A 14496-nucleotide genomic window follows, 5' to 3' on the forward strand; every position below is an offset into this window, starting at 1 on the left:
ATAACCTGGCAAGAACCAAGCAAATAGCAAAGAGGTTAGTATCTACTAACCTCTTTTATTTTAAATGATAATGATTCTCAAGTCAAGCGTCAAAATTAAAATGTTTTATGAACTCTTTTGATTAAGTGCTCAAGATAGACATCGACTTGATGGTGAAGCGTCGCTAGATCTTTATTATTACAAATCTCATAATCCGATAGCGTTCTTTTCAGTTCAGGCTCCATTTGCGACTTTAACTTTGCCATTGCCAGTTCCTTAGTGATCCCATCTCTTCTTACGATGCGTTCTAAACACGTCTCAAGCGGTGCAAATACTAAAATAACTTCATCGTAATTCTGACGCGTATCTGTTTCAAATAATAACGGGACATCGACAAATATGATGGGATTCGAAGAAAGTCGTTGTATCTCTGATTGTATTTGTTTATGAATAAGCGGATGAAGAATTTCATTAAGCGTATTTAATAAAATCGTGTTATTGAAAACAATTTCACCAAGTCGTCTTCTGTTGAGTGAACCCTCGTCATTCAGAATCGTTTCTCCAAAATTTTCTACCAACTTGATTAATCCAATTTCTCCTGGACTCACCACTTCTCTCGCGATGATGTCCGCATCAATAAGAGGATATCCTAATGAGGTAATATACCGACTGACCTCACTTTTACCAGATCCAATACTTCCTGTGATACCCACTAAAAATGGTTTTTTATTTTGCATCATACCAGCTGTCTCCTGTATTCATATCTACTTTTAGTGGTACCGATAAATGATATGCATTTTCCATGCATGTTTTTAAAATTTCTTTCACTGCTTCCATTTCATTAGGATAAACATTTAAGATCAATTCATCGTGTACTTGTAGAATCAATTTTGAGCGATAGCCTTTTTCTTTTAAAGTGTCATATACTTGAATCATGGCAATTTTGATGATGTCCGCAGCACTTCCTTGTATTGGCGTATTTCGTGCAATTCTTTCAGCAGCAGAACGGATCATAAAATTACTGCTATTAATTTCTGGTACAGCTCTTTTACGACCTAGTATTGTCTCTACATGGCCATTCACTTTACATGCGTCAATAATTTCATCCATGAAACCTTTAACGCGAGGATAACTTATGAAGTAGTTTTCGATATACTGTTTCGCCTCTTTTCTAGAAATATTAAGACTTTCAGCTAATCCAAAATCTCCCATACCGTAGACAATGCCAAAATTCACTTCTTTCGCACGACTTCTTTGAAGCGAAGACACTTCATTCTCAGAGATATGAAAAACCTGTGAAGCAGTTAAAGTGTGAATATCCATATCGTTTGAGAACGCTTCAATTAACTTTGGATCTTCCGCTAAATGAGCCAAAACTCTTAATTCAATCTGAGAATAATCGGCATCTAAGAGTAAACATCCTTCATCTGGTATAAAAAACTTTCGAATTTTTCTCCCATACGGAAGTCGAATCGGTATATTTTGCAAATTTGGTTCAGTTGAACTTAATCTTCCTGTTACTGCAATCGTCTGATTGAGTGAGGTATGCACTCGGTTTTCATTAGGATTGAGCACAAGCCTCAAACCATCAATATAGGTTGATTTAAGTTTTGCATACATGCGATACTCGATAATTTCGGGAATGATGGCATGTTGATGCATCAATTTTTCAAGTACATCATGACCTGTAGAATAGCCAGTTTTGGTCTTTTTACCGCTTGGTAAACCTAGTTTTTCAAATAAAATAACTCCAAGTTGTTTAGGTGAGTTGATATTAAACACTTCTCCTGCAAGTTCATAAATGCTCGTTTCAAGTGTTTTAATTTTTTCGCTTAATTGCTCATCTAGACTATCCACTTGATCGATATCCACTCTAAATCCAATATTTTCAATATCAGCGAGCACTTTTACTAGAGGCATTTCTACTTCATCAAATAACTTGATCAAACCTTCTTCTTCAAGTTGGGACTCATAAAGCGATTTTAATGCATCCATCGCTATGACTTGTTCACACAAAAATTGTGCCAGATTTTCTTTCTCAACATCACGAAATGATTTAATCTTACTGCCCTTACCGAGCAAGTCTTCAAGAGACATGACTTTTGTGGAAAAGTGTTCAAAACTAAGTTCAGCTAAATCATAACTTTTCCGTGCAGGATTGATTAAATAGGCTGCAATATATCCATCAAAAATAACCCCATTGAGATCAATCGATCGTTGCATCAAATATAAATAGTCTGATTTTACATCATAACTGGATTTTTTTATCGCTGGATTTTCAAATATTTCCTTGAATTTTTCAATGTTTTCACAATCTTCTAAAAGATACTGATTATCACCTATTTTAAAAACAGCACCTACTAAGTTTTGATTTACAAGATGCGTCGCGTCATAAAAAAGCTTAAATGTAAAGTGTTCACATTGATGTAATAGAGAGGTGAGTTTTTCTGAACGCATCCAATTCCAAGACACATCTCTTTTAGTTGTTTCTGTCTTGATTTTTAACTTTTGAATCAAGCTATTTAATTCGTATTGTTTAAATAACTGAACTGCTCGCTCTGTATTTGGCTCATTTAACTTAACGTCATTCATTTCAAGTTCAATAGGCACTTCAGTAAAGATTGTCGCAAGTCGCTTAGATAAAAGTGCTTGTTCAGCGTGTGTTTGAACGAGTTCCCGAATGCGTTTATTTTCGATATGTTCACTATTTTGAATCAGATTTTCGACAGTTTGAAACTCTGACAACAATTTTGCAGCAGTTTTAGGGCCAACTCCTGGTATACCGGGAATATTGTCTGATGTATCTCCGCTTAACCCTTTAAAATCGATCACTTGATTCGACGTGATGCCAAGTTCTTCCATGATATCTGCTTCGGTATAATTTTTAAGTAATGTGATGCCTTTTTTTGTAATATGAACTTGTGCACCTATTGAAACCAGTTGAAGCGCATCCTTATCACCCGTGATGATATGTGCTTCTACGTCATGATCTACAGAGTATTTCGCAATTGTACCGATTAAATCATCCGCTTCATACCCTTGTAATTCAACTCTAGGAATTTGTAGCGCATCCAAGATTTCTTTTACAATCGGCATTTGCATCGCGAGTTCATCTGGCATGCCTTTTCGCGTTCCCTTATAATCACCATAACTCAAATGTCTAAAAGTCGGGCCTTTCATATCAAAAGCTACGCAAAAATGCGTCGGCTGAAACTGATCTATTAAATTGAAGATCATGGAAGTTAATCCATATATACCACCTGTATAAATACCTTTTGAATTTTTTAGTTCACTCATGGCAAAATACGCTCTATTTATGAGACTATTACCGTCTACGATTACAATACGTTCTTTCATAACAACTCCTTGTTTTGTGTTTGGTTTATTATATCATATTTGACCTTTTTATTCATCGTGAAAGAACGAATGATCCCTATTGCGAAAATAGAAAAACCTCCAAACAGAGATCTAATGATAATCATTAGAGATTCTCTATTTGGAGGTCAGTCAAACTGATTGATTAATAATCATATGAAACTGAAACATTTGCAGTAACTGTTATTTCTCCAGATTCAATTGGTGTTGTAACTGCATTTTCAAGGGTATCCATACTTGCTTTTGCTGGATAATAATCGTAGAAAATGCGACCACCATTACTAGATTCATTGACTGAATATGGCACTCCAGGTTTTTTGCCAAATGATCCCATGATTGCAGTTGCTTTGTTTTTGGCATTTGCCATAGCAAGTTTTAGTGCCTCTTCATAGTATTTACTGTCGTCTTTAACTGTAAAACGAATACTATCAATTGAGTTCGCACCTGATGCTGTTGCAACATCAATTAATTCACCCACTTTTGTAATGTCATTTACCTTGATGTTAACAGTATTGCTAGCAACATAATAAGGTGTCGAAGGTTTGTTATCTACATAATCATATGTTTGATAGATGGAATACCCTGTTGTTTTAATATCTTCTGCCTTAATTCCTTTTGCTTTTATTGCATCGATTACCGCTTTCATTAATTTTGCATTTTCTTGTTGTGCCTTTGCTGCATCATTATTTTTCGTTTGAACACCTACGTTAATGAGTGCTAAATCAGGTGCAATCGTAATTTCGCCCACACCACTAACTGTTACGAGTTTCACTGTTTGTGCAGTATCTGCCATTGCAAAGTCTGTTGGTGCTTTTAAATATACCATTCCTGATATCATCATCACCATCAATACGAGTACCATACTCTTCATAAGTTTACTTTTCATCTTTGTTGCCTCCTCTTTTAAATTTTTTCTTGTATAAGATACGTGTTACAATTCCTAAAATGCCTATTATGAGTAAGACCGGTGAATTGGATACAATCCAAATGATCATTGATTCTAAGAATAATTTGATCTGATTGATCGTATGAATAAAACCTTCTTTTGCTTTACTAAACAAATCATCATCAATTGGCTCAACAATTGGCTGTAAGTGTTTCACTTCATTCAATTGAAGATATATCGTGGTCATATCCACAAGCGATTCCCAGTTTTTAAGTTGTTGTTCATATCCGTTGATATTGCCTCGAATACGCGTCAATTCATTTTCAATGGTCAATATATCTGTGACAGTGGTCGCTTGTGCCATAATCTCTCTTAGGCGCGTTTCTGTCACTTTCAAATTTTCAATTTCAGATGCAGTATCTCGATACATCTTAGTAATGTCTTCAGCTGAACTCGAATCCGATGTAACCAGTCCTAGTGCTTTTATCTGATCAAGTATAGGTTGATATCCAACTTCTGGAATGCGAATTGTAAGCGATCCTGATTTCAGATGATCCGATTCGGAATAATAGTAACTAAAGCCTGTCGATTCACTTTCAATATATCCATCTGCTTCATTAACAAAGTTTTTAATTTCAGCTAATACTTCATCATATTTTTCAACGTCCATATAGAGATTTGCCGTTTTAATGATTAAGCGACCTTCGCGATAATTCGACTCCGTCTCTACAGATTCAGTGGCTTGGACAGTAAGCGATTCCGTCGCTTCTGCTCCGTATGCATTCGCCTCATTAAATGTCACCGTTGGCATTTTTTCTAGTGGCGCAGCTTTTGCTTCATCAAGAGAAACCATAGATTCTTCTCCAGCAAATGCGCCTACGCTTTCTTCTCTATATGCCATGGAATCTTCACTTACAGCTTTATCTGTTTTCAGCCAGAAGTCTTTTGTTACAAAGACAACCAGTAAAAGTACGAGCGGAATGGAAGCCAGCGATAACGTTTTAGGAGATAATCTAAGTTTGTGCATCCAACCAACCAGTTTCATCTTCAATGATCCCGAATTCATGGAAACTTCTTTTTTTGAATCATCTTGTATAGAACGACTTGCTTCGTAACTTTGATTATTTTTTTCTATGATCATTTCATTTGAAGCAATTACTAATTTACTGTGAAGTTCTTCTTCAAATCCTAATGGTAACTCTTTCAAATCAACCTCTCCCATTAGCTGAACCATATACTTGATTTCTTCATACTCAACAGTACATTCTTCACAGGTGTCAATGTGTTCATTGAGTTTTTCAATTTCATGTGGATTTAATTGTCCGTCAATCGATGCATGCATCATATTTCTTGCTTGTTCACAATTCATATAACACCCTCCTTTCTAATGTTCTGCTAGTTGAATTTGTAGTACTTTTTTGAGTGCACTTCGACTCCTATTCAGTCTTGATCTTACAGTTCCAATTGGAATCTCTAAAATTTGTCCAATTTCTTCATAGGAATAACCCAATAAATCTTTTAATACAACGACGGATTTGTTTTCTTCGGATAATTTATTGAGTGCACTGTCAATAGACGATTTCAGCTCTTCTTTTTCATAAATCAAAAGTGGATTTTGACTTTCATCCCCCATCATATCTTTTAAAGTGGCGTCTTCTGAAATCTCAGCATCATAGGATAAGACTGTTTCTTTTCTTTTTCTCATCTCATCTTTACACACATTAATGGTAATGCGATAAAGCCAAGTAGAAAAATTTGATTCCATTTTAAAATTTTTGATGGATTTAAATGCCTTAATAAGCGTCTCTTGTGACATATCCTTGGCATCTTCTTCATTTCCCATCATTCGAAATGCGATGTTATATACATATCGATTGTATTTAACAATGAGTTGTTCAAAGCTGCTAACGTCACCATCAATGCTTTTTTGTATCAAGATGGATTCCATTTTATAACTCCTTTCATGAAAGGTATACTGATTAGACGCGACAAAAAATATTTAGTTCCCTACTTTTAAATTATTTTTAGTAATTTTTCCAACGTATATCAGATTAGAAAATTGCATAATTTTAATTTATTAGAATCGAGTTCTAATTTATTAGAATCGAGTTCTAATTTATTAGAATCTCAATTTTTGAAATTGCGTAATTGAGCCATTTTAAATTTAATAATACATGATTTTAGCACTTAAAAGGTAATTATGCAATTTCCACAGATATGAAGTGCTACTACATAAATTATACCAAAAAATAAACACGTGTCTTCATTTTATTGAAAAGACACGTGTTTGAAAGTATGGATTCTATTAATGTATAGGTTCGTATATAGGGATTGCGCGTTCAAATTTATATGGATGAATACATCCGGATATATATTTTTCATTTTCATCTATGACTACTGTGGCATGATGCATAAAATTTTCTTTAAAATAATACCGCAAATCTGTCGCCTTTAACATGGTTTGATCCGTTTCGAGATCTTTAATCACTTCTATATGATAGTTGGAAGTAAACTCAGAAAATTTACTTCCAACGTCGTAACTCTCAAACAACTGATAATAATATGGATCTACTGTATCAAGCGATTTCGTCACTCGAACTGCCTTGAATTTCAATGGACCGATCATCCAAGGGTTATATTGTCCAACAATATCTTGCGAAATTGAATGAACAATAAAATCCCATTTGTAAAATGCTTTAAGTGAAGGAATCACCGTGATGGATTTAATATGATAATCAGACGCAAAATAACGACTGATTTGTTGTTTCGAGCGATAGCGGTTCATATTTCGAAGCAATAAGTAGACAATCACTATCAAACCACCTGAAATGAGCTCATAGATACTGTTTTTGCCATTTTGAATCAACCAGATTCCTACTAAAGTAATCACCGGATCGTATAACGTCAAAAGACTCAATTTAAATTTCTTTTTTAATAGCTTAGCGCCATAAGAATTCAAGCTATCCAGTGCAGTATGTGAAAAGGCACCAATAAAACTCCAGAGAAAAGTCCAAAAAAAGCTAAATGCTGGCAATCCAAGTAAACTGAGTATCCCTGTTATTGCGACGCTATAGCCGATTAGAAAAGGAATCGTATGAGAAATCCCTCTATGGTGTTCTAAATATACCGCATCATTTTTAAAAATTCTTATGATAACATCTAAATCCGGTGCCATTGCGCCTAACATCGCGCCAATGGTTAATGGATTATCGATGGAAACTGCCGTTCCAGAAAATGCTGACAAAGCAACTCCAACTAGTCCATGGGTCAATGGGTCCATTTTACTCTCCTTGACAAGAAAATAGCGTGTTATGTTAACCACGCCATCATTCTATCACAGGATTTTTATTGATTCAATCATCTAACTGTAAATTATTATATTAACTAATTTTCAGTTTGTATGATTTCGGTTTGCATTGTTTCTATATATTTCATTTAATCAGTTTAATTGTATAAGCGCTTTATTCACTTGATTCAGGACTTCACATCCAGTCTCAGTTACTACGACTAAATCCTCAATACGTACACCAAATTTGCCAAGTAAATAGATTCCGGGTTCAATGGAAAACACCATGCCCGGAAGACACACATTTTCACTTGTACTACTTACATCTGGAAATTCATGAACATTGATGCCAATGCCATGTCCAGTTCTGTGAGTAAAATATTCTCCGTATCCAGCACTCTCAATAACTGCTCTAGCCGCTTGATCCACATCCTTTAAAGGTACCCCTGGTCTGACGCATTCAATTGCAGCTTGATTGGCATCTTTAACGAGCTGATAAATCGTTTGATACTCGACATCCACGGCACCTACGCCATAAATAAAACTTCTCGTCATATCAGAACAATAACCATCTTTGCGATTTCCTATATCCACAACGATTGAATCTCCCCATTTTAAGACCGTTTGGTCACAGTCATGATGTGGTTCAGCACCATTTTTTCCAAAACAAATTGTCGGTGTGAAGGACATTTCTGTAACGCCAAATGATTCGTTGAATTCGATGACTTTCTTCTGCATATGTTGTTCAGTAATCTCCATTTTAGAAGCATTGACTTGAATGTAATCCATAACCATTTGCATCACTTGATCATTTATGATAGATGCTTTTCTCATTCTTTCAAGTTCTGCATCATCTTTACACAATCTCACATCGTCAATTGCAGCAGAACCGTTGATATATTCAAGCTTTGGCATGATATCCATTAAACTTAACAAGAATCGACTTGGCCATTCTTTATCAATGCCGATTCGGCTAGGTGAATTCATTTCATTTGCAAGTAGCTGAATTGAGTCTTCTGTATCATCAAAATGGAGTACTTTCAAGTCTTCAGTACTTTCCATTGGAAAGAGTGCACTCATCACCAGCGTACACGACTTTGGTGAAATTAAAAGAGCGAGTAATCTCTCACCGGGATGAATTTCTTTGTCAATCAAGTAAAATATAGCATCTGGAGAAGTTACAATTAAATGATCTAAGGTCATTTGGTCCATTTTTTCTTTTACACGTGTCAGTCGACTATGATTCAGTTTCATTTTAAACGCTCCTTTTATTCTTAGATTACTATTATTATACAGACTATTCAATTGATATGAAACAAAAAAAGTAAAAACCTCAAACTATGACGAATCAAAGTTTGAGGTCTTTTATGGTGCCGAAGGCGGGGGTCGAACCCGCACGAGTGTTACCTCTCCGGATTTTGAGTCCGGCGCGTCTGCCAATTCCACCACTTCGGCTCACAACTATTAAATAATAGCACAATATGTGGTGGTTGACAAGACTTTTTCAAAAAAACTTACTACTAAGTTCCATTATCCCTTGAGATATATAGAAAACCATCTTGTAAAATGATGTTATACCCCTCATTGGATTAAAGGATATCTAGTTTAAACGATAAATGGTTTTAGGCGCTCATAATCCCTCTCACTACATTCAACATCCAGATGTATGGTTGTTTCATCGTATTCGGAGTGCAAAATGTGTGCATTTTCATTGATATACGCAAAAGTTTTTCCATCAGAATAAGGGATATCGAGAGAACATTGTTTATAAGAACTAAATGCCTCTTCCTTAATACTCATGACTAAATCTTGCAAGCCTTCATGTGTCTTTGCACTGATCATTACCATTTTTCTATTTTCACGAACGAAACGCTTTGTCAGTTGCTCTTTTAGTGTGTCAAATCGGTCGTCTCCTTTTATTCTGTCAATTTTATTAAAGACATAAATCATTGGAATTGACTGTGCATCAAGAGATTCAATGGTCTCTAGAGTTACTTTGATTTGATTTTCAAAATTCTCATTCGAACAATCCACAACATGGAGCAGTAAATCTGCATGTCTCACCTCATCTAACGTACTTCTAAAGGCTTTGACTAAGTCATGAGGGAGTTCACTTACAAATCCGACGGTATCCGAAAGTACAAAACGTTTATTGTCGTCGAGTTTTATCTGTCTAACTGATGTTTCAAGTGTTGCGAAAAGCATGTCTTTTTCAAATACTTTCTTTTGATCGTTTTTCATATAATGATCGAGCATCGCATTCATCAAAGTGGACTTTCCTGAGTTCGTGTATCCTACCATTGCAATTGAAGGTATCTCAGAAATACTGCGTCTTTTTCGTTGCGTTTCTCTTTCAATCGTCAAACGTTCAAGTTCAACTGAAAGTTCATGGATTTGTTCTTCAACTCGTCTACGATCCAGTTCGAGTTTCTTTTCGCCCACACCTTTATTTTTAGTTCCAACGCCACCACTTTGACGTCCCAAAGCTTCGTATGATCCTACAAGTCTTGGTAATAAATATTTGAGATGTGCAACTTCAACCTGTAATTTTGATTCACGTGTCTTTGCGCGTTTTTCAAAAATTTCAAGAATTAAATTCGTGCGGTCTACAATTTTAGTATTTAATGTTTTTTCAAGATTTCTTAATTGCGAAGGCGATAGTTCGTGATTGAAAATAACCATCGTCGCTTCCTGATCGTCACATTCCATTTTAATTTCTTCTAATTTTCCGGTTCCTACATAATACTTCGTATGAGGATTTCGTAAATTCTGTTCAACCCTTCCAACAACTTGTATTTGACAAGCGTCCGCTAGGTTTTTAAGTTCTTCCATTGATTCGTTAAAATCTTTTCGATTATTTAAATTCACGCCTACGATAATGGCTTTTTCATTTTGAATTTTATTAGTTTGATTCATATTATTTTGATTCGTATTATTTTGATTCGTATTATTTTGTGTCATAATGTGCTCCTTTCGGTGTTCTATAACGTCGATTGTGTATCACCTAAAAGGCTCTGCTTTTAGGGTTAGTATGTGAAAGACTTTTGGCAATTATTCATTTTAAATGACCTCCCCTTGGGCATAAAAAAAGCTACAGGAAAAATCCTGTAGCTAAATTCATCTTATTAAATTCAACAAGCCAAATTCACGATACAAGTATTCCGTTATTTATATAGATTCAATTGTAAAAAATAACGTAATTTGCTCATGACTTCACCTCGTTTTTTATTCATATTCATCCTATCATTTAACTCCAACAATTTCAAATGACATTTATATTACAGGCTTAGAATTCTTTGATTTATTGTTAAATTTTGATTTATTGTTTACTTAGATTCCAAAACTATAATAAGATTTCAATTTTTACAACTCTACCAATAATCTTAATGTCTTTCGTCGGTACATCACATTCAGCGTCTGAACCATTTTTTGAAAAAGCAATTAAGTGGTTTTGAATTTTGTGTAAGTGACGAATCATCTTCTTTCCACCATATTCAAAATAATAAATTCCAGAACCTGTCATTTCAGATACCAAGTGAACTGTGACCACATCTTTTTTCATCAAGCGATATTTAGGAAGCTCTGACTCAGACACTTGCACAAACATCACTTTTTCAAAATGGATGCCCTCCACTTTTTTACCTAAAATTGATAATTCTTTTGACCCCACTTCTTTTCCGGATATCTCGTCAACGATAGAATATTTTTTAATAACTCCCGAAAGTGCGCCTGACCATGAATCATTTGGTGAGATCACCTCTTCCTTTTTCTTCTCAATAGGCTTAACAACAGGCTTTATAGCAGTCTGTTCTTTTTCTTTTGTATAGCCTGCGGTGTCTTGAAATGAATCCATCTCAGTTCCAAGTGCCTTTAATATATCATCAGCAATCTTTTCATTGATGATTTTTTTGCCTGATTCAATTTGTAAAATATAGTTGATGTTTTGACCGATAGCTTGCGCTAAGTCTTTCTCGGACATTTTTGCTTTTAAACGCGCTTCTTTAATTTTGATGGCTAATCGATTCATATTATATGTGCAACTAAATTGTGAATGGTCTTTTGTCTTCCCGTGTTTAGTTGCTCTCCTCTCATATTGATGATGTTTCATAACTATATTTTAATCGCAAAGCTCTCTTTTTTCAATACCTTTACGTCTCGATCACTTTAAGATAAAATAGATTTATCATAATATCGAATCATACTTAGTTAGAATCCTACTAAATGAGATTTAAATCTAATAAGTCTTTCCTTGAATTATGTAGATGATTCAATAGATACAATAGATTCACTAGATTCACTAATAAAAACATATAAGGAGTTCACCTATGATCAAAAATATCGAGATGATTGAACAGCCGACTTTCACAGAAGAGTGTTCCTGTTGCCGCCATACGCATCGATCAGAAGAAGAAATTAAATCATTAACCAATAGATGCAGTCGTGTTGAAGGGCAAATACGCGGCATTAAGGGCATGATTGAGAAAGACGTTTATTGCGATGATATTCTCAACCAAATCGCAGCGGCGCAATCTGCGCTTAACGGACTTAGCAAAGTCATTCTCGAACGTCATATGAAAACATGTCTAATTGAACGCATTCAAAATGGAGAAACAGAAGTGATTGACGAACTTATCACGACGATTTCAAAATTGACGAAATAGGAACTCCCTAATAAATAAAGCTACTTATTTGATTTTGCAGCATGAGAAATGCATGCTTTATCAAACAAGTAGCTTTTTTGTGTTTATGAATTATTTTGTGGATTCACGTTCAATCAGTTCAGTTCCAACGATATAGTGGTTAACTGTATTTTCAACGCCTTCAATTGATTTAATTAATAGTTTAGCCGCATTGTAGCCCAAATCTTCTGCTTTAATATCAACCGTTGTAAGCGATGGCGTTTGATACGCACTCAGTGGAATATTATTAAATCCAGTGACTTTGACTTGAAGGTTCTTCTCTTTTAAATACTGAATCACTCCAAAACCGAGAAGATCATCAGTTGTAACGATTGCATGTGGAATCTTGTACCGACAAATTGCTTCAATGGCTTTATAACCCTCTTCTTCGGTAAAATCGCTGGTCTCATAAATAAGCTCTTGATCTACCGTTAAATTTCTCAGTTCCATGGAGCGTTTGTATCCTTCTAAACGGTCCTTAGAAAAAATATACTTCTGCGGTCCCCCTATAAAACCTATATCTTGACATCCCTTTTGAATCAAGTTATTAACAAGATTATAAGTCGCTTGAAAATTGTCATTATCCACCCACATGATATCGTGAATATTATATGGACGGCCTACAACCACAAACGGAAAAGCTTCTTCACTGAGATACTCAATACATTTATCATTTTCATATGCCGTGAGTAGAATAATACCATCTACCCACTTCGAATTCACAAACTCATGCACATAGTTCAATTCATCTTCTGGTGTTGCACCATAATTAAACATGATTTTGTAATTTTTCTTTTGAGCATAAATGCTTATACCACGCATTGCCTGTATAAAAAATGGATTTTTAAACAAATTTTCATCTTGATTCGGAATAATTAAGCCTAAAGTTTTAGTGGATGCATTCGCTAAATTTCTAGCGATGGCATTGGGTTTATAGTGCAATTCGTCCATTGCAGCATATACAATTTGCTTTGTTGCTTCACTAATTCTAGGATTTTTAGAGATTACACGTGACACAGTTGAAGGAGACACGTTTGCTAGCTTAGCAACATCTTTGATTGTAATCGCCATTTAATATCACATCCTTACTGGGAATTTCTTCGACTAAATTTAAATGATTTGCTGAATCTTTGATTTACTGAATCTAATGGTAATAATATTAATTAATTCGATTACCTGTCTCTGTGCTGAAGAAGTGGATTGCATTGACGTCAAAACCAAACTTATGACTTTCATTTTCTTCATATTCATAATGTCCAGGTGTTGAAATAACGAGTTCAGATTGATCTTCTAATCGCGCATAGAGTATTTTCTCTTTTCCGAGCATCTCAACCACTTCGATGACAGCTGTAAAATTATCTCCGAAATGACCACCACTTTCAAAACGCTCAGGTCGAATGCCAACTGAAACCTCTTTTCCTTCATAACTTTTTAATTTTACCATATCTTCCTTACAAGGTGTTATAGTTATTAATCCATTATTTGCAACAAATTTACCAGCTTTCATTTTTCCAGCGATAATATTCATCGTAGGTGAACCAATAAACTTCGCAACAAAGATATTCGCAGGCTTATTATAGAATTCATCTGGCTTACCCGCTTGTTGAATCTTTCCGGCATTCATTAAAACGATTTTGGTCGCCATTGTCATCGCTTCAGTTTGATCATGTGTTACGTAGATTGAAGTCGTACCAAGCGCTTTATGAAGTCTTACAAGCTCAACACGCATGTGCTCTCTAAGTTTTGCATCTAAGTTTGATAGTGGTTCGTCCATTAAGAATACACTCGGTTTTCTTACCATTGCACGGCCTAATGCAACACGTTGTCTTTGACCACCAGAGATATCAGATGGCTTAGAATATAAATAATCTTTAATCTGAAGCACTTCAGCAGCTTCCATCACGCGCTCGTCAATGACTTTTTTACGTTCTTTTCTCATAGATAATGAAAATGCCATATTGTCGTACACAGTCATATGTGGATATAAAGCATATGACTGAAATACCATCGCAATGTCACGATCTTTCGATGGAACTTTGTTCATTCGTTTATTATCAAATAACAAATCGCCTTCAGTAATAGAATTCAGTCCAGCGATCATTCTTAATAAAGTGGTTTTACCACAACCAGATGGTCCTAAAATAACACAAAAATCTTTATCTTCAATTTCAAGATTGATATCTTTTAAAGTAAATTCTTCTCTACCTTCATACTTTTTACCGATATTTTTGAGAACTACGTTCATATTTTCCTCCTAGAATTTAATGGGAGTGGATACTCACACCCTCACT

General features: G+C 35.1%; 12 protein-coding genes and 1 tRNA gene. 1 reads left to right on the forward strand and 12 read right to left on the reverse strand.

Annotated elements, in window-relative coordinates:
* Positions 1-95: 95 nt before the first annotated feature.
* From coaE to ACZ41W_RS03835, 10 genes are all read right to left on the reverse strand, one after another.
* Positions 96-719 (reverse strand): dephospho-CoA kinase, encoded by a 624-nt coding sequence (gene coaE, locus ACZ41W_RS03790; protein WP_464313553.1) that lies wholly within the window; start codon positions 717-719, stop codon positions 96-98.
* Positions 706-3336: a DNA polymerase I gene (polA, locus tag ACZ41W_RS03795; RefSeq protein ID WP_464313554.1), complete on the reverse strand. Its 2631-nt coding sequence runs from the start codon at positions 3334-3336 to the stop codon at positions 706-708. Before polA ends, coaE begins: the two co-directional genes overlap by 14 nt.
* A 163-nt stretch (positions 3337-3499) precedes the next feature.
* Positions 3500-4240 carry an SIMPL domain-containing protein gene (locus ACZ41W_RS03800; RefSeq protein ID WP_464313555.1) on the reverse strand — a complete coding sequence of 247 codons (741 nt, stop codon included), beginning with the start codon at positions 4238-4240 and terminating at the stop codon, positions 3500-3502.
* Positions 4230-5609: a DUF4349 domain-containing protein gene (locus ACZ41W_RS03805; RefSeq protein WP_464313556.1), complete on the reverse strand. Its 1380-nt coding sequence runs from the start codon at positions 5607-5609 to the stop codon at positions 4230-4232. Before ACZ41W_RS03805 ends, ACZ41W_RS03800 begins: the two co-directional genes overlap by 11 nt.
* Positions 5610-5624: 15 nt before the next feature.
* Entirely contained in the window at positions 5625-6188 is a 564-nt protein-coding gene (locus tag ACZ41W_RS03810; RefSeq protein ID WP_464313557.1) for an RNA polymerase sigma factor, read from the reverse strand.
* 357 nt (positions 6189-6545) lie between these two features.
* Positions 6546-7520: a metal-dependent hydrolase gene (locus ACZ41W_RS03815; protein WP_464313558.1), complete on the reverse strand. Its 975-nt coding sequence runs from the start codon at positions 7518-7520 to the stop codon at positions 6546-6548.
* A gap of 159 nt (positions 7521-7679) precedes the next feature.
* Entirely contained in the window at positions 7680-8780 is a 1101-nt protein-coding gene (locus ACZ41W_RS03820) for a M24 family metallopeptidase (RefSeq protein ID WP_464313559.1), read from the reverse strand.
* A gap of 114 nt (positions 8781-8894) precedes the next feature.
* Positions 8895-8981: transfer RNA gene (locus tag ACZ41W_RS03825), tRNA-Leu, on the reverse strand.
* A gap of 150 nt (positions 8982-9131) precedes the next feature.
* Positions 9132-10487 carry a GTPase HflX gene (gene hflX, locus ACZ41W_RS03830; protein ID WP_464313560.1) on the reverse strand — a complete coding sequence of 452 codons (1356 nt, stop codon included), beginning with the start codon at positions 10485-10487 and terminating at the stop codon, positions 9132-9134.
* A gap of 382 nt (positions 10488-10869) precedes the next feature.
* The gene (locus tag ACZ41W_RS03835) at positions 10870-11634 is read right to left on the reverse strand and encodes a helix-turn-helix domain-containing protein (protein ID WP_464313561.1); all 765 of its coding nucleotides are present in this window, start codon (positions 11632-11634) and stop codon (positions 10870-10872) included.
* Between the two features lie 217 nt (positions 11635-11851).
* On the opposite strand from ACZ41W_RS03835, the gene ACZ41W_RS03840 reads away from it, so the two are divergent.
* Complete coding sequence (locus ACZ41W_RS03840) at positions 11852-12187, forward strand: metal-sensing transcriptional repressor (protein ID WP_464313562.1); 336 nt, start codon at positions 11852-11854, stop codon at positions 12185-12187.
* Between the two features lie 90 nt (positions 12188-12277).
* Here ACZ41W_RS03840 and ACZ41W_RS03845 read toward each other — a convergent pair whose 3' ends face one another.
* The gene (locus tag ACZ41W_RS03845) at positions 12278-13276 is read right to left on the reverse strand and encodes a LacI family DNA-binding transcriptional regulator (protein ID WP_464313563.1); all 999 of its coding nucleotides are present in this window, start codon (positions 13274-13276) and stop codon (positions 12278-12280) included.
* Between the two features lie 88 nt (positions 13277-13364).
* Complete coding sequence (locus ACZ41W_RS03850) at positions 13365-14450, reverse strand: ABC transporter ATP-binding protein (protein WP_464313564.1); 1086 nt, start codon at positions 14448-14450, stop codon at positions 13365-13367.
* Between the last annotated feature and the right edge of the window lie 46 nt (positions 14451-14496).

The organism is Fusibacter fontis (assembly GCF_055378735.1).